The organism is Saccharothrix hoggarensis (genome assembly GCF_042678885.1).
Taxonomy (GTDB): Bacteria; Actinomycetota; Actinomycetes; order Mycobacteriales; family Pseudonocardiaceae; genus Actinosynnema; species Actinosynnema hoggarensis.
The window spans coordinates 1-19,318 of sequence record NZ_JBHTLK010000134.1 but is presented as its reverse complement, the minus strand read 5'-3'; the positions used below and the strand labels follow the sequence as shown (position 1 = coordinate 19,318).

The window sequence follows — 19,318 nt, the reverse complement described above, 5'->3', positions numbered from 1 at the left end:
CTGCTCTTCACGGCGGCCGCGGTGCTCGGCGCGGTGGCCGTGGCGGACGACGGGCGGCGCGCCCTGTGGGCGTTCCTGGCGACCGCCGCCGCGGCCCTGGCCACCGCCGTCACCGTCTACGAGGCGACGTTCTCCTTCCGCGCCCGCTCCCAGCGGTCCGCGGACGGCGTGGCGCTGCTCCACCTGCTCCAGGCGCACGGCGCCCCGGAAGGCGAGGACGGGGTCAACGCCTTCCGCACCGAGGTGGAGAGCGTCCTCCGCCACGGCGACCGCTGACCTGCCCGTCAGCTCGCCGCCACGGCGAGCCCGGTCGCCGCCAGCTTCGCCGTGCGGTGGCCGTTCACCCACACCCGCTCGTGGTACGCGCGCAGCAGCCCGGAGTGGATGGCCTCCACGTGCTCCGCCACCGCGCAGTCACGCCGCCACACCACCATCACCCGCCGGTGCACGGGGTTGCCCACGATCGGCTTCAGCAGCACGCCCGGCAGGTCGTGACCGGTCGGGAAGAAGCACGCCACCGTGTGCCCCGAGCGCACCAGCTCCGCCGCCGACGCCGGGTCGACGCCGAAGTGCGCGCACCGCGGCGTGAACCCGGCCGCCTCGCACGCCAGGTGCAGGTTGAGCCGCCCACCGCCGTGGCTCTCGTCCGGCACGGCCCACTCCTCGTCGGCGAGCTCGGACAGCCGGATCTCGGCCCGGCCGGACAGCCGGTGCCCGGCGGCGATCCCGACGAGCATCGGCTCGGTCACCACGGTCCGCCGGCCGACCTCTTCGGGTATCCGCAGAGGGCTCTGCGGGAACTCCGTGACGAGCGCGACGTCGAGCCTGCCCGCCCGGACCAGTTCGAGCACCGCGTCGCCGTTGCGCTCGATGTGCGTGGTCTGCGGGTGGGCCGGCAGCAGCGCCCGCACGACGCCCACGAGCAGCGGCGTCGGCGAGCCGGCCACACCGCCGAGCCGGATGCCCGTGTCGTCGTTCTCCGCGGCGAGCTTCCGCGCCGTGACGAGCAGGTCGTCGAACCGTTCCACCAGGTCACGTGAGCGCAGCAGGACGTGGCGGCCCAGTTCGGTGAGCTCGACGCCGTCGGTGCGGCGCACGAACAACGGGCCTCCGAAGCCGCGCTCGATCCGGCGCAGCTGGGCGGTGAGCCCGGCCTGCGCGATCTTCAACAGCGAGGCGGCCCGACTGATGCTGCCCGCCTCCGCCACGGTCAGCACGACGTGAAGGTGCCTGAGCTCCATGTTCACTGCGGCAGCCTAGGGCGTAGCCGCCGCGCCGAGAAGACGCGCGGGCGTTGCTCCAACAGGTGCATAACTGGCGAGTTATCGCCACCTCACACCTCCCCTCCGGCTCACCCGTTCCACCACCCTGCTGGGCGTTGACACCAAATCCTGGGGAGGTGTGACCCACTATGAGGAAAGCGTTGCGGCTGCGACGCCTTTCCCGCCCGCGCGACGACAGGTACCTCTTCGTCCCGCTCGACCACAGCGTGTCCGACGGCCCGGTGGTGCCGCGCGACCGGTGGCACGAGCTGATCGATTCCGTCGTGGTGGGCGGCGCCGACGCCATCATCGTCCACAAAGGACGGGTTCGGACGATCGACCCGGCCGTGCTCGCCGGCTGCGCCCTCGTGGTGCACCTGAGCGCCGGCACGGCGCACGCCGCCGACACCAACGCCAAGGTGCTCGTCGGCGAGGTGGACGAGGCGCTGCGGCTGGGCGCCGACGCGGTGAGCGTGCACGTCAACATCGGCTCCGACACCGAGGAGCGGCAGCTCGTCGACCTCGGCGTGGTGGCCAAGGCGTGCGACGAGTGGAACGTGCCGCTGATCGCCATGGCCTACCCGCGCGGGCCGCGGATCGCCGATCCCCACGACGCCGCGCTGCTCGCGCACGTGGTGAACATCGCCGTCGACCTGGGGGCCGACATCGTCAAGACGAACCTCGCCCTGCCCGCCGAGCGGATGGCCGAGGTCATCGCCAGCTGCCCGATCCCGGTGCTGGTCGCGGGCGGTCCGGCGACCGGCGTCAGCGTGGTCGACCACGCCCGCACGGCGATGGCGGTCGGCTGCGCCGGCCTCGCCGTCGGCCGCCGAGTGTTCACCTCGGACGCGCCGATGTCCCTGGTCGCCGAGCTCGCGTCGATCGTCCACGACGACACCCGGTCCGACCTGGTCCGCGCCATGACGGGCGTAGTCGCCCAGTCATGACACTTATTGGAGAACAGTTGAAGTTCGCCTGGATCGACCTCAGAACCGTCCCCGAAGCGCACCGCGAGGCCGTCGTGGACGCCGCCGTGCACGCCCGGCTCGCCGGTGTCGTGTCCGACGACCCGGCGCTGCTCGACGCGCTCCCGCCGACGGTCACCCGCGTGCTCGTCGCCGACGAGGCGGTGGACAGCCCGCACCTGGTCACCGTCGTCGTGGACGACCAGGACCGGCTCGACCGGCTCACGTCGGACGCGGCGTTCGTGCGGGTCCGCGACGACCGCACGCTCAAGCTCGCGTGCGCGGCGGCGGTCCGCCTCGGGCACACCGTCGTGGAGTTCGCCGACCCGACGAAGATCCCGCTGGAGATCGTCATCGCGGCCGCCGACGGCGCGGCGGGCAAGCTGATCACCGTCGTGGCCGACCTCGAAGAGGCCGCGATCGTGCTGGACGTGCTGGAGCACGGCTCGGACGGCGTGCTCCTCGCGCCGCGCGACGCGAACGACGTGTTCAAGCTGGCCCGGCTGCTGGAGGCGACGACCCCGCCGCTGAACCTGACCACGCTGGTGGTCGAGGGCATCACCCACAACGGCCTGGGCGACCGGGTCTGCGTGGACACCGCCTCGCACTTCCGGGAGGACGAGGGCATCCTCGTCGGCTCCTACTCGTCCGGGTTCATCCTGTGCTGCAGCGAGACCCACCCGCTGCCGTACATGCCCACCCGGCCGTTCCGCGTGAACGCGGGCGCGCTGCACTCCTACGTGCTCGGCCCGGACAACCGCACCAACTACCTGTCCGAGCTCCGGTCGGGCAGCACGGTGCTCGCGGTGGACTCGGAGGGCCGCACGCGCAAGCTCACCGTCGGCCGCGCGAAGCTGGAGTCGCGCCCGATCCTCACCATCACCGCGCACTCGCCGGAGGGCGTCGAGGTGAGCCTCACCGTGCAGGACGACTGGCACGTGCGGGTCCTCGGCCCGGGCGGGAAGGTCCGCAACGTCACCGAGCTGCAACGGGGTGACGAGCTGCTCGGGTACATCGCGACCGAGCAGCGGCACGTGGGCATCCCGATCGGCGAGTTCTGCAAGGAGACCTGACCCGAATGCGAGAGTTCGTCACCGACCTGCTGGGCCGCCACGGCGACGACGTGCCGCTGCTCAGCCACGACCACACCGTCACCCACGGGTCGCTGCGCGCCTCGGTCGCCGCCGAGGCGCGCGTGTTCGCGGCGGCCGGGGTGGGGGAGGGCAGCACGGTCGCGCTGCAGGTCCCGCCGAGCTTCACCCAGTTGGAGGCGGCGCTGGCGCTGTGGACGCTCGGCGCCAGGGTCGTGTCGCTGGACCACCGGCTCACGCCCGCCGAGGTCGCCGTGGTCCGGGAGCTGACCCGCCCCCAGTTCGCCGTGCGCGCGTCCAGCCGGTTCGCCGGCGTGTTCCGCGAGCGGTACGAGCTGGTCACCGAGCGGTGGCCGGGCGGCCTGCCCGCCGCGACCGGCCACCGCCTGGTGCAGTTCACGTCCGGCTCGACCGGGCGGCCGAAGGTGGTGGGCCGGAGCACGGAGTCGCTGGCCCGCGAGCTGGCGCGGTTCGCCGCCGCCGAGGGCATGCCGGGCCGGGGCGAGAAGTTCCTGGTCCTCAGCAACACCGCGTACAGCTTCGGCCTGATCGGCGGGCTGCTGCACGCGCTCTCCGCCGGGGTCGAGCTGGTGTTCGCGGCACGCCCGTCGTCCGCCGAGGACGTCCTGAGGACCGCGGCGCGGCACCGGGTGGACTTCCTCAGCGGCCAGCCGTTCCACTACGCCATGCTCGCCGACACGGGCGAGGGCGAGGCGCTGCGCTCGGCGCGGGGCGCGTTCGCCGGCGGCGAGCTGATGCCGCCGGAGGTGGCCGAGCGGTTCGCCGCCGTCTTCGGGTTCCCGGTGGGGGAGTGCTTCGGCACCACGGAGACCGGCGCGCTGACGATGGACGTGAGCGGCGCGTCCCGGCCGTCCGTGGGCCGGCCGCTGTCCGACACCACGATCAGGGTGCGGGACGGCCTGGTCGAGGTCGCGCTCGACGAGTCGCCGTACCTGCACGAGGACGGGCCGTCCCGGTACTCGGACGGGTGGTTGCGCACGGGTGACCGGGGCGAGTTCGACGCGGACGGCAACCTCGTGCTGCTGGGCCGGGCCGACTCGCTGGTCATGGTGCAGGGCTTCAACGTCGACCTGACCGAGGTCGAGGCGGCGCTGCGGTCCCACCCGCTGGTCACCGAGGCGATCGCGGTGCACGACGGCGCGGTCGAGGCGTACGTCGGGACCGAGTCGGACGCGCTGACCTCCGACGACGTGGCCGCGTGGTGCGCGGAGCGGCTGGTGGAGTTCAAGCTGCCGCGGCGGGTCCACGTGCTGCGGGCGTTGCCGCGCACGTCCACCGGGAAGCTGGTGCGCAACCCCGAGGTCCTCGCCGACGCGCGGTGATCGTTCGTGTGGCAGGGTGGGCGTGTGGAACAAGTCGTGCTCCTGGACGAGTCCGGAACCGGGGTCGGCGTCGCCGACAAGGCCTCCGTGCACCACTCGTCCACCCCGCTGCACCTGGCGTTCTCGTCGTACCTGTTCGACGCGGCGGGCCGCCTGCTGCTGACCAGGCGCGCCCTGCACAAGAAGACGTGGCCGGGGGTGTGGACCAACTCGTGCTGCGGCCACCCCGCGCCGGGCGAGTCGGTGGTCTCGGCCGTGACGCGGCGGCTGTCCGACGAGCTGGGCCTGGCCGACGTGCGGCTCGACCTCGTGCTGCCCGCGTTCCGGTACCGGGCGGTGATGGAGAACGGGATCACCGAGAACGAGATGTGCCCCGTGTTCCGCGGCGCCGTCTCCGGTGACCCGACGCCCAACCCGGACGAGGTCGACTCGTTCGAGTGGGCGCCGTGGGAGGAGTTCTCGGCGGCCGTGCTGGCGGGCGTCCGCCCCGTGTCGCCGTGGTGCGCCCTGCAGGTGGCGGAGCTGGTGAAGCTCGGCCCGGACCCGCTGGCCTGGCCCACCGGTCCCGCCTCCGACCTGCCCCCCGCCGCCCGCCTCTGACCAACCCCGCTGCCCGCCCCGGCCTGGCCGCCGGCGCACGCACCCGAGCCCCGTCATCCCTCCCTCCGGAGGCGTGACCGGACCGGGGCGCAGAGAGCGCTCTCTCCTCCACGGTTCCGGGATGACCGGAACTCCCCGCTTTCCTTGACGCGGCGTGGCGGTCGTCTTACGTTCCGCTGTGAGAGCGCTCTCTGAACCCTCCTTGTCCCCTCGTCTCGTTCACGAAAGGGGAGTCGTGGTTCCCACCACTCGCCGATGGCGTCGACTGGTCACCGCACTCGCCGGCGCGGCCCTGGTCGCCTCCGGGCTCACCCTCGTCCCCTCACCCGCCTCGGCGGCGCCGGAACTGCTGTCCCAGGGCAGGCCCGTGTCCGCCTCCTCCACCGAGCACGGCGGCACGCCCGCCGCCGCGGCCGTCGACGGCAACACCGGCACGCGCTGGTCCAGCGCCGCCGCCGACCCGCAGTGGATCAGCGTCGACCTCGGCTCCTCCACCGCGATCACCCGCGTCAGCCTCAACTGGGAAACGGCCTACGCGCGGTCGTTCCAGCTCCAGACCTCCGCCGACGGCAACGCGTGGACGACGATCGCCACGGCCTCGGGCGTCCTCGGCGTGCAGGACATCACGGTCTCCGCCACGACCCGCCACGTCCGCGTCCACACGACCGCCCGCGCGACGCAGTACGGCGTGTCGCTGTGGGAGTTCCAGGTGTTCGGCGTCCGCAACACCAGCGGCCCGATCGTCCGGGTCGCGGAGTTCCTGGCCGACTGCCCGTTCAGCCACCGCCTGCCGGACGACCCGATCGTCGCGCCGAACCTGCCCGGCGGCTCGCACATGCACAGCTTCTTCGGCAACACCACCACCAACGCCCGGTCGACGGTGGAGTCCCTGCTGGCGGGCACGAGCAACTGCAACCCCGGCACCGACCTGTCCTCCTACTGGGTGCCGACGCTGTACGCGGACAACCAGCCCGTCGAGCCGACCGGCACCACGTTCTACTACCTCGGCGAAGGCGTCCGCGACGACGTGATCGCGCGCATCAAGCCGTTCCCGCTGGGCCTGCGGATCGTCGCGGGCAACGCCCGGGCCACCCAGCCCGACGCGAGCACGATCTCCCGCTGGTCCTGCCTGCACGCCGGGCACGTCGGCGCGTCCAAGGACTTCGTGAACTGCCCGGCGGGCACGATGCTGGAGTCCTACCTGGACTTCCCGCAGTGCTGGAACGGCCGCGACCTGGACTCGCCGGACCACAAGAGCCACATGGCGTACCCGGTGAACGCGGACTGCCCGGCCACCCACCCGGTGCCGGTGCCGAAGCTGCGCCAGGTGCTGCGCTACCCCGTGAACGGCGACCCGGCGCGGTTCCGGCTGGCCTCCGGCGCGGGTTTCACCATGCACGGCGACTTCTTCAACGCGTGGCCGGAGGCGGAACTCGCCCGCCGGGTGCGCGACTGCATCAACCCGATCATCAAGTGCGGCGCGGACGGCCGGCCGTGAGGCGGCTGATCGGGGCGGTGGCCCTGCTCGCGGCGCTGGTCGTGCCGACGCCCACCGCGGCGGCGGCGGAGTGCGGCACGGCCAACGCGGCGCTCAACGCGCCGGTGACCGCGTCGTCGGTGGAGCCGGGCAGCCCGTTCACGGCCGCGTCGGCGGTGGACGGCAACGCCGGCACGCGCTGGTCCAGCGCGTTCAGCGACCCGCAGTGGTTGCGGGTGGACCTCGGCGCGAGCCGGGACGTCTGCGGCGCGACGTTGCAGTGGGAGGCGGCCTACGCGACCGCGTTCCAGGTCCAGGTGTCCGCCGACGGCACGGCGTGGACCACGGTCTTCCAGACCACGACCGGCGCCGGCGGCACGCAGAACCTCACCTTCTCGGGCGCCGGCCGCTACGTCCGCGTCCACACCACGGCCCGCGCCACGCAGTACGGCGTGTCGCTGTGGGAGTTCGCCGTCCGCACGGGCACGAACACCGGCGGCGGGGAAGCGCTGCTCTCGTACAACAAGCCGGCGTTCGCCTCGTCGTTCCAGGACGACGGCGCCTGCCCGGCGTGCACCCCCGCGAAGGCGCTCGACCACAACCCGGCCACCCGCTGGGCCACCAGCCCCACCACGGGCTGGGTCGACCCGGGCTGGATCTACGTCGACCTGGGCGCGTCCGCGCGGATCAGCAAGGTGGTCGTGCAGTGGGACCCGGCGCACGCCGCCGCGTTCCAGCTCCAGACCTCGGACAACGCGACCACGTGGACCACGATCCACTCCGTCACGAACGGCACGGGGTTCAAGCAGACGTTCACCGTCTCGGGTACGGGTCGGTACGTGCGGGTGAACCTCACCGCGCGCAGCGGCCCGTACGGCTACTCGCTGTGGGAGTTCCAGGTCTACGGCACCGGCGGCAGCCCCACGCCACCACCGCCGCAGGCCCCGGACCCCGGCAACCCGCTGCGGCTGGTGTGGAGCGACGAGTTCAACGCGCCCGCGGGCACCCGGCCGGACGCCGCGAAGTGGCGGCCCGAGATCGGCACCGGGCAGAACGCCGAGCTCCAGTACTACACCGACAACCGCAACGCGTTCACCGACGGCGCGGGCAACATGGTGCTGGAGGCCAGGCGGGAGGTCACGCCCGGCTCGGCGTGCCCGGTCGACCCGGTCAGCGGCAGCGGCACGTGCCAGTACACGTCGGCCCGGCTCATCACCGAGGGCAAGGCGTCGTGGACCTACGGCCGCGTCGAGGCGAACATCAAGGTCTCGGGCACCAAGGGCCTCTGGCCCGCGTTCTGGATGCTCGGGAACGACATCTTCAAGGGCACGGCGTGGCCCGCGAGCGGCGAGATCGACATCATGGAGCACCTGGGCCGCGAGCCGAACACGGCGTACCAGACGATCCACGGCCCGGCGTACTTCGGCGGCGGCGGCATCGGCGCGATGCGCGACATCGGCCAGGACTACGCCAACGCGTTCCACCTGTTCCGGGTGGACTGGAACAGCCGGGGCATGGTGTTCAGCATCGACGGCGTGACCGTCCTCACCATCGACAAGGCGACGGTGGAGGCGACCCGCGGCCCGTGGGTGTTCGACAAGCCGTTCTTCATCCTGCTGAACAACGCGGTGGGCGGTGACTGGCCCGGACCGCCGGACGCCACCACGGTCTTCCCGCAGCGCATGCTGGTCGACTACGTCCGCGTGTACCAGTGACGGGTCGGGTGCGTCCCCCGGCGGGGAGACCTCGGTCTCTCCTCGCGGGGACGCACCCGTCCGGCGGAGGTCGGCGACGGTATAAAGGCTCACGTGGACCGCAGACCAGTCACGTTGGAAGAGGTCGCGCGGATCGCGGGGGTCTCCCGGGCCACGGTGTCCCGGGTCGTCAACGGGGTCGCCACGGTGGACGGCGAGCTGCGCCGGGTCGTGGAGAAGGCGATCTCCAGCACCGGGTACACGCCCAACCGCGCGGCGCGTTCGCTCGTCACCCGGAGGGCGGGCGCGATCGGGCTCGTCCTGCCCGACGAGGGCCGCACCGTGCACGACCCGTACTTCGGCCGGGTGGTCGCGGGCGTGCTGCCGGTGATCCGGCCGCTGGGCGTGCAGCTCGTGCTGACCACGGGCGACCACCGCGAGGTGGTGGACGACCTGCGGCAGAACCGGCTCGACGGCGTGATCCTCATCCACACCCACGGCGCCGACCCGCTGCCGCGCCTGCTGATCGAGGCCGACCTGCCGGTCGTGCTGGCCGCCCGTCCCGTCCGGCCGATGCCGATCACGTACGTGGACGTCGACCAGGCCGCGGGCGGCGCGCTCGCGGCCGACCACCTCGTGTCCCGCGGCTGCCGCCGGCCGGCGACCATCACCGGGCCGCTGGAGACGCCCGCCGGTCAGGACCGGCTGCGCGGGTTCCGCGAGGCGGTGGCCGGGCACGGCCTGCCCGAGCCCGTGGTGGTCGAGGGTGACTTCTCCCGCGAGGGCGGCGCGGCGGCGGCCCGTCGGCTGGCCGACGCGGACGTCGACGGCGTGTTCATCGCCTCCGACCTGATGGCGGCCGGCGCGCTGCCCGTCCTGCGGGACCACGGCCGGCGCGTGCCGGAGGACGTCAAGGTCGTCGGGTTCGACGACAGCAGCCCCGCGGTCGAGTGCGACCCGCCGCTGACGACGGTGCGGCAGCCGGTGGAGGACATGGCGGCCGAGATGGCCCGCCTGCTGGTGCAGCGGGTCGAGCGCCCGGACCGCCCGGTCAGCTCGGTGGTGTTCGCGCCGACGCTCGTGGTCCGCCGGTCGAGCTGACCCCGGTCGAGCCGGCCGCCGGTCGAGCTGACCCCGGTCGAGCCGGCCGCCGGTTGAGCGTCGCCCAGGTGCACCGGCGTCGAGCCGGCTGCCGTCGAGCCGACCCGGCACCCCGCCTCGGCGGACCTGAGCGGGAGCTGTGGGAACGCTGTCGAAGCTGTCGATTCGCTGAACGGCGGAACAACACACCGGTCGCCGTCCGTTCTGTCCGGTGTGCCGATCGCCGAACCCGCGCAGACCCGTTCCCCGGCCCGCTTCGCCGCCCTCGGGGGCGCCGCCGCCGTCGTGCTGACCGTCGTCCTGGTGGGCGGGCTCGACCTCTACCGCCTCACCGAGTCGTCCCGGCACCTGCGCCGCACGATCAGCGAGTACGCGCTCGGTCCGTACCGCTGGGCGTTCGACACGGGCGTCCTGCTGCTCGTGCTCGGGTCGGTGGTCATCCTCGCGGTGCTGGTGCGGCAGGGCTTGGCGAAGTGGCACTCGGCGGGCTCGCTGGCGTTCTCCGCCTGGTCGGCGGGCCTGACCCTGGTGGTGATCTTCCCGAAGAACGACTGGTCGATCGGACCGAGCCTGAGCGGCAGCATCCACCGCTTCGGCAGCATGGTCGCGTTCATCGCCCTGCCGGTCGCCATGGTGCTGCTCGCCCGCCCCTGGCTGCGCGACCCGGTGTGGGCCGCGCACGCCCGCTGGACGTTCCGGTTCGGCCTGCTGTCGGCCCTGGCCTTCACGCCCATCCTGTACGCGATCCTGGTGAACGCCGTCGTCGGCACGTCCTGGTGGCGGGTGATCCCGCTCGGGTACGTGGAACGGCTGCTGGTGCTCACCGAGGTGGTCGCGGTGCTGGTGGCGGGGGTGTGGGCGGTCGCGGCCGCCCACCCGGCCCGCCCCGCGCCCGGCGCTCAGCCCGCGTACAAGCTCTCCAGCACGTCCCGGTAGCGCGTCTCGATCTCCTTGCGGCGCATCTTCAGGCTCGCGGTGAGGGTGCCGTCGGCCACCGTGAAGTCCTCCGGGACCACGGCGAACTTCTTGATCGTCTCGTGCCGCGCCAGCTTGGCGTTGGCCGCCTCGACGGCCCGCGCCACCTCCGCCTCCCGGTCGAGGTCGGCGGGCGCGAGGTCGGGGTCGATGGTGACCAGCGCGACGCAGTAGTTGCGCCGGTCGCCGTGCACCAGGACGTTCCCGATGTACGGGCTGTTGGCCTTGATCAGGCCCTCCACCGCCTGCGGCGCCACGTACTTGCCGCCGGAGGTCTTGATCAGCTCCTTCTTCCGGTCGGTGATGCGCAGCCGGCCCTCGTCGTCCAGCTCGCCGATGTCGCCGGTGTGCAGCCAGCCGTCCCGCAACGTCTCGGCGGTCTCCTCCGGGAGGCCGTGGTAGCCCCGCATGATGCCGCGACCGCCGATGAGCACCTCGCCGTCCTCGGCGATGCGCACCTCGGTGCCGCGCAGGGGACGGCCGACCGTGCCGAGCTTGTTCGCGCCCGGCCGGTTCACGAACGACGCCGCCGACGACTCGGTGAGGCCGTAGCCCTCCAGGATGGTGATGCCGGCGCGCTCGAAGAACTCGCCGACCGGCAGCGACAGGGGCGCGGAGCCCGACACGAAGTACTTGATGCGGCCGCCGACGCGCGCCCGGAGCTTGCTGAACACGAGCTTGTCGGCGATCTTGCGGCGGAGCTTCCACTCCGGGTGCTCCGACACGGTCAGCGCCCAGTCGAACAGCTTGGCCTTCACCCCGCCCGCCTCGCGCATGGACGCGACGACCCTCTGGTGGATCTTCTCGAAGATCCGCGGCGCGGCGGCGACCACGGTCGGCCGCAGCTCCTGGAGGTTCGCCGCGATCCGGTCCACGTCGCCGTCCACGGCGGTGGGGGAGCCGGTCGCGATCATGCCGACCTGGAGCACCTTGCCGAACGCGTGGGACATCGGCAGCCACAGGAAGTGCAGGTCGTCGAGGGTGAGCACGCCCAGCTCGGCGATGGCGTCCGCGGTGTGGAGCCAGTTGTCGTGGGTCAGCTCGACGCCCTTGGGCGTGCCCGTCGTGCCGGACGTGTAGATCAACGTGGCCAGCCGGTCCGGGGTCAGCTCGTCCACCATCGCGTCGTAGTCGCCCTCGGCGTCCTCGGGCTCCCAGTCCGGCGCGACCACCTTCGCGTCGACCTTGTCCGCCAGCTCCGGGTCGGCGACCACGAGGACGCTCTCCGAGTCGCGGACGATGTGCGCGACGACGTCCGGCGTGCTGCTCGGGTAGATCGTCGTGGTGACGCCGCCGGCCGCGAGCACGGCCAGGTCGGTGAGGATCCAGTCGACGCTCGTCGCGGCCATGATCGCCACCCGCGCCTCGTCGCGCACGCCCAGCTCGCGGAAGCCCAGGGCGCGCTTGCGCACGTGCTCGCCGACCTCGGCCCACGTCATCGACGTCCACGTGTCGCCGGTGCGGTGGCGCAGCGCCTCGCCGTCCGGGGTGGCAGCCACCCGTTCGCGCAGCAGATCGGGGATGGAACGGGCCACGGTGACCTCCAGGGGAGCGGCGCTCTAGAGCGGTACTCTAACCCGGTGAGATCGACGGGTCAGCGGGCTGTGCTCGACGCGGCGCTCGCGCTGGTCGACGAGCGCGGCCTCGACGGCGTCACGATCACCGCGCTGACCGCCCGTTCCGGGGTGTCCAACGGCAGCGTCTACCACCACTTCGGCAGCCGGGCCGGGCTGTTCGCCGTGCTGTACGGGGAGAGCTTCGCGCACTGCGTCGCCGCGATGGTCCCCGCGCTGGACGCCGGTGACGCGGAGGCCGCCGTGCGGGCGCTGGTGGCGCGGTACCTGGACTGGGTCGTCGAGCACCCCGGTCGGGCCAGGTTCCTGTACGGCGCGCCGCTGACCGCCGATCCCGCGGCGAAGGCGGAGGCGTTCGCGCCGGTCGCGCGCTGGTTCGCGGAGCGGATGGCGGCCGGCGAGCTGCGCGCGCTGCCGCTGTGGGCACTGGACCCGGTGGTGCTGGGTCCCGCGCACGAGTGCGCCCGGCGGCATCTGCTGGGCGGATTCGACCTGGCGGACGCGGCCGACTTCGTCGCCGATGCGGTGTGGGCGGCGGTCGCCCCCTTAGGGTGATCACATGGCCACTTGGGGCGACCTCGCCGCATACGTGCACGAGACCTACGACGTGATCTCGGAGAACGAGGACGAGATCCGCATCCTGTTCAACTTCGAGCAGTTCGACGAGGACGACGAGCGGACCCAGGTGGTCATCCTGGTCCGCGAGGTGCTCGACAAGCTGCACGAGTGGGTGCAGATCGCCTCGCCGATCGGGCTGGCGGCGCACGTGGACCTGCACGCCTTCCTCACCGAGGTCGGCAACTCGACCATCGCGTGCGGCGCGGCGATCATGGGCGACCACGTCGTGCTGCGGCACTCCCTGCCGCTCACGGACCTCGACATCCACGAGTTCACCGAGCCGCTGGCCCTCCTGGCGGGCACGGCGGACCGGCTGGAGGAGACGTTCTTCGGCGGGGACGACTACTAGCCGCGCTCTCGGGCACCCCGGCTTCGGACTTGCTGCCCGGCACTTCGGTCACCGGCACTTCGGTCACCGGCACTTCGGCCTGCTTCGGCTCCGGCGGCGGTGATTGGTAGTAGGCCTTACCTGACGTCGAGGAAAGGCGGGCCGAGTGGCCACACGACCGGTCCCGGTCACCGGGTACGAGTGCCTGACCGTGCAGGTCCGGGCCGGGTTGGGGGAGCGGCGGCTGGTCGACGCCGTGCGGTCCCTGCTCGTCCGGCACGAGGAGCTGCGCGCGGACGGCGTGACGGCCGAGTCGTGCGTCCACCGGGTGGGCCTGCCCTCCTGCCTGGTGCAGCTCGCCGCCGTGGACGACGGCGTGCCGGGCGGCCCGCCGCTGCGCGTGGTGTGGTTCGACGGCGGTCCGGTGGCGCGGGTGGCGCTGGTCGTGCGCCACGACGTGCTGGTCCGGCTGCCGTGGCAGGTGCTGCTGCCCGCGCTGGTGTCCGCGTGGAAGGCGTGCCCCCAACCGGGCCTCCAGCCGAGCCCTCAGCCGAGCCCGCAGCAGGCCGCGCGATCGCGTCCGGTCCGCTTGGCCGTGCCGACGCCCTGAACCGTTGACAGCGGGTGCGCCGGGGTGCTGTGATCCACGCAACAGATAGGAAACTTTCCTAACTGAACCGCCGCCGCGTGATCACCTCATCCCTGACCCCTTGTGGGAGGCACTTGTGGCACCCCGTCCCCGATGGCTCGGCGGACCCGTTCTCGTGGCGGCCCTGCTGGCCCTGCCCGCCGCCCTGCCGGTGTCCGGCTGGGCCCAGCCGGAGGCGCTCGCCGTCACCGAGCACCAGGCCGAGACCGCGACGATCTCCAACGGCCTGGCCGAGGCGAACCACGCCGGCTACACCGGCAGCGGGTTCGTCAACTACGACAACGAGACCGGCGCGTACGTCGAGTTCACCGTCACCGCCGCGACCGCCGGACCCGCGACCCTGACCTTCCGGTACGCCAACGGGACCACCGCCGACCGGCCGATGGACATCGCCGTCAACGGCGCCGTCGCGGCGGGTGGCGTGGCGTTCGCGGGCACCGGCGCGTGGAGCACCTGGGGCACCCGCGCCGCCACCGTCACCCTGGCCGCCGGCGCGAACCGCGTCCGGGCCACCGCCACCACCGCCCACGGCGGCCCGAACCTCGACAAGGTCACCGTCGACACCGGCGCGGTGGCCGTCGGCCGTCCCGCCGACGTCAACGGGCAGCTCCGCGTGTGCGGGGTCAAGCTGTGCAACCAGTACGGCAAGCCTGTGCAGCTGCGCGGCATGAGCACCCACGGCATCCAGTGGTACTCGCAGTGCGTCAAGACCGCGTCCCTCGACGCGCTGGCGTCCGACTGGGGCGCCGACGTCCTGCGCATCTCGATGTACGTGCAGGAGGGCGGGTACGAGACCGACCCGCGCCGGTTCACCGACATGGTGCACGGGTACATCGAGGAGGCCACGCGGCGCGGGATGTACGCGCTGGTCGACTGGCACCAGCTCACCCCGGGCGACCCGAACGCGAACATCTCGTTGGCGCGCACGTTCTTCACCGAGGTCGCGTCCCGCCACCGCGCCAAGACCAACATCATCTACGACATCGCCAACGAGCCGAACGGCGTGTCGTGGGCGGGGATCAAGTCCTACGCGGAGCAGATGATCCCGGTGATCCGGGCCCAGGACCCGGACGGCGTGGTGTTCGTCGGCACGCACGGCTGGGGCTCGCTCGGCATCTCCGACGGGCGGACCGAGCAGGACATCCTCGACAACCCGATCAACGCCACGAACTTCATGTACACGTTCCACTTCTACGCGGCGTCGCACCAGGACGAGTACTTCAACGCGCTCCAGCGCGCGGCGTCCCGCATCCCGATCTTCGTGACCGAGTTCGGCACCCAGACCTACACCGGCGACGGCGCCAACGACTTCGCCTACAGCCAGAAGTACCTGGACTTCCTGGCCGCCAACAAGATCGGCTGGACGAACTGGAACTTCTCCGACGACTTCCGCTCCGGCGCGGTCTTCAAGCAGGGCACGTGCGCCGGCAACACCTTCACCGGCACGGGCCCGCTCAAGCCCGCCGGCATCTGGGTCCGCGACCGCATGCGGACGCCGGACAACTTCCCGACGAGCTGACCGCGCGTCCGGGGTGCGGCGTCCGCGCCGCACCCCGGCGGGGCGTCACGACACCGGCCAGGTGTGCACGGGTTCGTTGGTGTGCATGAGGTCCCGGTACGTCCGCAGCATCCGCCGGAGCGCCTCGGGCCGGTCCAGCGCGGTGTGGTCGTAGTGGTGGTGGAACGCCCTCGCCTGCCACGTCGCGCCGTTCACCCCGGTCAGGCACCGCTGCTCGATCACGCCGAGCAGCCGGTCGCGCTCCGCCTCGTCCACCTTCAGCCGCACCAGCCCCTCGTGCGCCATCGGCAGCAGCCGCCGCAGCACCAGCTCCGCCACCGGCACGGTGCCGAGCCCCGGCCAGTACACCTGCGCGTCGAGGCCCGCCCGCGCGCCCGCCGTGAAGTTCTCCTCGGCCGCGCTGAACGACATCTGCGACCACAGCGGCCGCTCCTCCTCGGCCAGCATGCGCACCAGGCCGTAGTAGAACGCCCCGTTCGCGAGCATGTCGACGACGGTCGGGCCGGCCGGGAGCGTCCGGTTCTCCACCCGCAGGTGCGGCTGGTCGCGCACGACGTCGTACACCGGCCGGTTCCAGCGGTAGATGGTGCCGTTGTGCAGCCGCAGCTCCGCCAACGACGGCGTGTCGCCGCGCTCCAGCACCTGCACCGGGTCCTCGGCGTCGCAGATCGGCAGCAGCGCCGGGAAGTAGCGCACGTTCTCCTCGAACAGGTCGAAGATGGACGTGATCCACCGCTCGCCGAACCACACCCGCGGCCGGACGCCCTGCTCCTTCAGCTCGACGCTGCGCGTGTCCGTGGCCTGCTGGAACAGCGCGATCCGCGTCTCCCGCCACAGCTCCTTGCCGAGCAGGAACGGCGAGTTGGCACCCACCGCGACCTGCACGCCCGCGATGGCCTGCGCCGCGTTCCAGTACGCCGGGAACGAGTCGGGCGACACCTGCAGGTGGAACTGCGTGCTCGTGCACGCGCCCTCGGGCACGATCGAGTCGGCGGTCAGCTGCAACCGCTCGACGCCGTCGATGGCGATGTGCAGGTCCTCGCCCCTGGCCGCCAGCACCTGCTCGTTCAGCAGCGCGTACCGCGGGTTGCCGGACAGCGCGGACACCGCCAGGTGCTTCGGCTGCAACGTCGGCAGGATGCCGATCATCACCATGTGCGAGTCGACCTCGCGCGCCTTGTGCTCGGCCTCGTTCAGTGACCGCCGCACCACGTCCTCGAACTCGGAGATCCCGCCGCCGGTCAGCAGCCGGGGCGCGATGTTGATCTCCAGGTTCCACTGGCCCAGCTCGGTCACGAAGTCCGGGTCGGCGATCGCCTCCAACGCCTCGGCGTTGCGCATCGCCGGGTCGCCCAGGTCGTCGACCAGGTTCAGCTCGATCTCCAGCCCGGTGGTGGGCCGGTCGAACTCGAACCGCGACTCGCGCAGCATCCGGGCGAACACGTCCAGGCAACGCCGCACCTTCGTGCGGTACCTCGTGCGGTCATCGCGGGTGAACTCCTGCCGCCCGACCTCGTCGCCCATACCGCCGCCCTTCCCGCCGTGATCAGCGCGCGGGTACCGCGATCGCGGTCACCACAAACCCCTCCCGCGCCAGCCAGCGACCGGTGAACCCGTCCACGGCGAACCCGTCCACGACGGGCGCCTCGACGAGGATGCGCGCGCTGAACGTGCCGTCGTCCGGGTTGATGGTCACCTCCGCATCCTCGAACCCCAGCCACTTCCGCGCCAGCGGGAACCACGCCTTGTAGACCGTCTCCTTGGCGCTGAACAGCAGCCGGTCCCACGCGACCTTGTCGCTCGCCGCCCGCAGCTCGGCCATCCTGGCCAGCTCCCCGGGCAGCGCGACGGCCTCCAGCACGCCCTTGGGCGTCGGCTCGTTCGGCTCGGCGTCGATGCCGATCGTCCGCACGTCGGCGGTCCGGCCCACGGCCGCCGCCCGGTAGCCCTTGCAGTGCGTGATGCTGCCCACGACCCCGTCCGGCCACGTCGGCTCGCGCTGGGAGCCGGGCGGCACCGGGACGGGCGGGAACCCGAGGCCGGCCAGCGCGGTGCGCGCGCAGTGCCGCCCGGTGGCGAACTCGCGGCGCCGCTTGTCCACGGCGCGCGCGACGTGCTCCTCCTCCTCGGGGAACAGCACGACGCCGTCGGGGTCGCCGAAGAAGTCGACCGCGGACACGGGCGGCGCGAGCAGGTCGGTGATCACCGGGCGTCCCCCTCGCGCAGCACGTCCAGCAGCGGCGCCTTGGTCCAGCCGCGCGGCTGCCACTCGCGCGGGTAGCCGAGCGACACCTCGTCGAAGCGGACGCCGTCCTTGCGGATCGTGCGCGGGATGTGCAGGTGGCCGTAGACCATCACCGCCGCGCGGAACCGCAGGTGCCAGTCCGCGGTGCGCTCGGTGCCGCACCACAACGCGAATTCGGGGTACCGCAGGATGAACGTGGGGTCGCGCACGAGGGGCCAGTGGTTGATCAGCACGGTGCGCAACGAGGGGTCCACGGCGAGCAACCGCCGCTCGGTCTCCTCCAGCCGCGCCGCGCACCACGCCTCCCGGTTCGGGTACGGGTCCGGGTGCAGGAAGTACTCGTCCGTGCAGATCACGCCGGCTTCCTGCGCGACGGCCAGCGCGGACGCCTTGTCCGTCGTGCCCGCCGGGCGGAACGTGTAGTCGTAGAGGGTGAACAGCGGCGCCACCGCGACCGGCCCGCCCGCGCCCTCGAACACCGCGAACTCGTCCTCCGGCGTGAGCACGTCGATGCTCCGGCACAGCTCGACCAGCTGCTTGTATCGCACCTCGCCGCGGGACTGCGCCGGGTCGTCCTTGGTGGTCCACAGCTCGTGGTTGCCCGGCGACCAGACCACCTTGGCGAACCGGCCGCGCAGCACGCCCAGCGCCCACTCGACGTCGTCGAACTTCTCCGCCACGTCACCGGCCACGATGAGCCAGTCGTCGGGGGAGTGGGGGTGGATCGCCTCGACGAAGTCGCGGTTCTGCCGGTAGGTGACGTGGAGGTCGCTCGTGGCGAGGAGACGCGGCGCGGTGCTCACACCATCGAGCGTATCCGGGGCGAACCGGCTGCGGGGAGTGACCGCTCATCCGTTCGTCGCTCCTGCGTTGCCGTTCGACGGAGCGCGGGTGTCCGCGTGACGCTGGACCACTCCCGTTCGTCGCGCGTTCCCTTACCAGGGGGCGTCCCGGTTCCTAGCGTGATGGGCATCACGACAGTCCTGGGCGGAGGACCTGATGAGCAACTACGCACGACCAGCGCAGCCGTTCGGCCGAACGGTGGGCGCGGAGATCGCCCGCCAGGTGCAGCAGCACGCACACCCCGCGGTCGCGCCGAGGCGCACCGACGACGCCGCCCTGGCCATGTTGCTGCGCGCCCGCCAGCGCGGTGACGCGCAGCGGCAGGAGCCGTGGGTGCGCCGCGCGCCGGAGACCCCCGCCCGACCGCCGCACGCCGACGTGATCGAGCAGCTGGCCGTGCGCCTGGTGCCGCCGTCGCTGTGGGCGGTCGTGGAGCCGCTGATCCCGCCCGCGAAGGTGCGCCGGCAGGGCGGCGGCCGCGGTCGGGTGTCGGACCGGGCGCTGTTCACCGCGATCGTGTTCGTGCTGACCAGCGGGTGCGCGTGGCGGCACCTGCCGCCGACGTTCGGCGTGACCGTGCCGACGGTGCACCGGCGGTTCCAGGAGTGGACCGAGGCGGGCCTGTGGCTGCGGCTGCGGCGGGTCGTGGCGGAAGGCGCGGTGGAAGACGCCGAGTGGCTGCGCCTGGTGTTGGAATCGGCGGAACGGCGCGGCGCCCGCGCCGCTGGATGAACGAACGGGGAACGACGGTGTGTGCTCGGGCGTCCTAGGAGTGAACTGGGACGCCCGTTGCGCCGTATGTCCCAACGGAGGTGCTTGACATGCCGGAACTGTCCAGACGCGAGGTCGCGCTCTTGCGGGCGACCGCCGCCGACCGGGTCGACCTGACCGCGAGCGCGGAGCCCGACGTGCGGGTGGACGGGTTGCCGTTCTGCGACCCGACCACGGCGCGCTCGCTCGTGCACGCGGGCCTGATCGAGGCCGCCGTCCCGGTCGCGCCGGGCCACCGAGCCCCCGCCCGCCTGACCCGCGCC

Annotated in this window: 19 protein-coding genes and 1 pseudogene; 15 read left to right on the top strand and 5 right to left on the bottom strand. The window is 72.5% G+C overall.

What is annotated here, in order from left to right; all coding sequences use genetic code 11:
• Positions 1-276: hypothetical protein (locus ACFQ3T_RS23015; RefSeq protein WP_380725719.1), on the top strand; the 276-nt coding region annotated here is incomplete at its 5' end.
• An 8-nt stretch (positions 277-284) separates the two neighbouring features.
• Here the strand turns inward: ACFQ3T_RS23015 and ACFQ3T_RS23010 are convergent.
• The gene (locus ACFQ3T_RS23010; protein WP_380725721.1) at positions 285-1,241 is read right to left on the bottom strand and encodes a LysR family transcriptional regulator; all 957 of its coding nucleotides are present in this window, start codon (positions 1,239-1,241) and stop codon (positions 285-287) included.
• Positions 1,242-1,411: 170 nt separating this feature from the next.
• Here ACFQ3T_RS23010 and ACFQ3T_RS23005 point away from each other — a divergent pair, with 170 nt between their 5' ends.
• The 8 genes from ACFQ3T_RS23005 (at position 1,412) to ACFQ3T_RS22970 (ending at position 10,469) form a co-directional block, all read left to right on the top strand.
• Complete coding sequence (locus tag ACFQ3T_RS23005) at positions 1,412-2,209, top strand: 2-amino-3,7-dideoxy-D-threo-hept-6-ulosonate synthase (RefSeq protein ID WP_380725717.1); 798 nt, start codon at positions 1,412-1,414, stop codon at positions 2,207-2,209.
• A gap of 17 nt (positions 2,210-2,226) precedes the next feature.
• Positions 2,227-3,300: a 3-dehydroquinate synthase II family protein gene (locus ACFQ3T_RS23000; RefSeq protein ID WP_380725715.1), complete on the top strand. Its 1,074-nt coding sequence runs from the start codon at positions 2,227-2,229 to the stop codon at positions 3,298-3,300.
• Between the two features lie 5 nt (positions 3,301-3,305).
• Positions 3,306-4,661: a class I adenylate-forming enzyme family protein gene (locus ACFQ3T_RS22995; RefSeq protein WP_380725713.1), complete on the top strand. Its 1,356-nt coding sequence runs from the start codon at positions 3,306-3,308 to the stop codon at positions 4,659-4,661.
• Between the two features lie 24 nt (positions 4,662-4,685).
• Positions 4,686-5,261 (top strand): isopentenyl-diphosphate Delta-isomerase, encoded by a 576-nt coding sequence (gene idi, locus ACFQ3T_RS22990; protein WP_380725711.1) that lies wholly within the window; start codon positions 4,686-4,688, stop codon positions 5,259-5,261.
• A 235-nt stretch (positions 5,262-5,496) separates the two neighbouring features.
• The gene (locus ACFQ3T_RS22985) at positions 5,497-6,759 is read left to right on the top strand and encodes a DUF1996 domain-containing protein (protein WP_380725709.1); all 1,263 of its coding nucleotides are present in this window, start codon (positions 5,497-5,499) and stop codon (positions 6,757-6,759) included.
• The gene (locus tag ACFQ3T_RS22980) at positions 6,756-8,453 is read left to right on the top strand and encodes a discoidin domain-containing protein (protein ID WP_380725707.1); all 1,698 of its coding nucleotides are present in this window, start codon (positions 6,756-6,758) and stop codon (positions 8,451-8,453) included. The genes ACFQ3T_RS22985 and ACFQ3T_RS22980 overlap by 4 nt, the downstream gene beginning before the upstream one ends.
• Before the next feature lie 93 nt (positions 8,454-8,546).
• Positions 8,547-9,533 (top strand): LacI family DNA-binding transcriptional regulator, encoded by a 987-nt coding sequence (locus ACFQ3T_RS22975; protein WP_380725705.1) that lies wholly within the window; start codon positions 8,547-8,549, stop codon positions 9,531-9,533.
• A gap of 213 nt (positions 9,534-9,746) precedes the next feature.
• Complete coding sequence (locus ACFQ3T_RS22970; protein WP_380725703.1) at positions 9,747-10,469, top strand: DUF998 domain-containing protein; 723 nt, start codon at positions 9,747-9,749, stop codon at positions 10,467-10,469.
• Here ACFQ3T_RS22970 and ACFQ3T_RS22965 read toward each other — a convergent pair.
• Positions 10,433-12,043 (bottom strand): AMP-dependent synthetase/ligase, encoded by a 1,611-nt coding sequence (locus ACFQ3T_RS22965; RefSeq protein ID WP_380725701.1) that lies wholly within the window; start codon positions 12,041-12,043, stop codon positions 10,433-10,435. The two genes, ACFQ3T_RS22970 and ACFQ3T_RS22965, sit on opposite strands and share 37 nt — an antisense overlap.
• Before the next feature lie 45 nt (positions 12,044-12,088).
• Between ACFQ3T_RS22965 and ACFQ3T_RS22960 the strand changes: the two genes are divergently transcribed.
• The 4 genes from ACFQ3T_RS22960 to ACFQ3T_RS22945 all read left to right on the top strand — a co-directional run bounded on the left by ACFQ3T_RS22960 (position 12,089) and on the right by ACFQ3T_RS22945 (position 15,196).
• Entirely contained in the window at positions 12,089-12,637 is a 549-nt protein-coding gene (locus ACFQ3T_RS22960; protein ID WP_380725699.1) for a TetR/AcrR family transcriptional regulator, read from the top strand.
• A 4-nt stretch (positions 12,638-12,641) separates the two neighbouring features.
• Positions 12,642-13,049 (top strand): hypothetical protein, encoded by a 408-nt coding sequence (locus tag ACFQ3T_RS22955; RefSeq protein ID WP_380725697.1) that lies wholly within the window; start codon positions 12,642-12,644, stop codon positions 13,047-13,049.
• 145 nt (positions 13,050-13,194) lie between these two features.
• Positions 13,195-13,638: a hypothetical protein gene (locus ACFQ3T_RS22950; protein WP_380725695.1), complete on the top strand. Its 444-nt coding sequence runs from the start codon at positions 13,195-13,197 to the stop codon at positions 13,636-13,638.
• 154 nt (positions 13,639-13,792) lie between these two features.
• Entirely contained in the window at positions 13,793-15,196 is a 1,404-nt protein-coding gene (locus ACFQ3T_RS22945) for a cellulase family glycosylhydrolase (RefSeq protein WP_380725694.1), read from the top strand.
• Positions 15,197-15,241: 45 nt separating this feature from the next.
• On the opposite strand, the gene ACFQ3T_RS22940 is transcribed toward ACFQ3T_RS22945, so the two are convergent.
• Genes ACFQ3T_RS22940 through ACFQ3T_RS22930 form a run of 3 tightly spaced genes read right to left on the bottom strand, consistent with a single transcriptional unit; the run spans position 15,242 to position 18,244 of the window.
• A complete protein-coding gene (locus ACFQ3T_RS22940) occupies positions 15,242-16,720 on the bottom strand; it encodes a glutamate--cysteine ligase (RefSeq protein ID WP_380725692.1) in 1,479 nt (492 codons plus the stop codon).
• A 22-nt stretch (positions 16,721-16,742) separates the two neighbouring features.
• The gene (locus ACFQ3T_RS22935) at positions 16,743-17,402 is read right to left on the bottom strand and encodes a 4'-phosphopantetheinyl transferase family protein (RefSeq protein ID WP_380725690.1); all 660 of its coding nucleotides are present in this window, start codon (positions 17,400-17,402) and stop codon (positions 16,743-16,745) included.
• Entirely contained in the window at positions 17,399-18,244 is an 846-nt protein-coding gene (locus ACFQ3T_RS22930; protein WP_380725688.1) for a metallophosphoesterase family protein, read from the bottom strand. The genes ACFQ3T_RS22935 and ACFQ3T_RS22930 overlap by 4 nt, the downstream gene beginning before the upstream one ends.
• Before the next feature lie 418 nt (positions 18,245-18,662).
• Here ACFQ3T_RS22930 and ACFQ3T_RS22925 point away from each other — a divergent pair.
• Together ACFQ3T_RS22925 and ACFQ3T_RS22920 are read left to right on the top strand one after the other, a co-directional pair.
• A pseudogene (locus ACFQ3T_RS22925) lies at positions 18,663-18,927 on the top strand (transposase); the annotation flags it as partial.
• A 178-nt stretch (positions 18,928-19,105) separates the two neighbouring features.
• A partial coding sequence (locus ACFQ3T_RS22920) for a hypothetical protein (RefSeq protein ID WP_380725686.1) occupies positions 19,106-19,318 on the top strand: 213 nt, incomplete at its 3' end.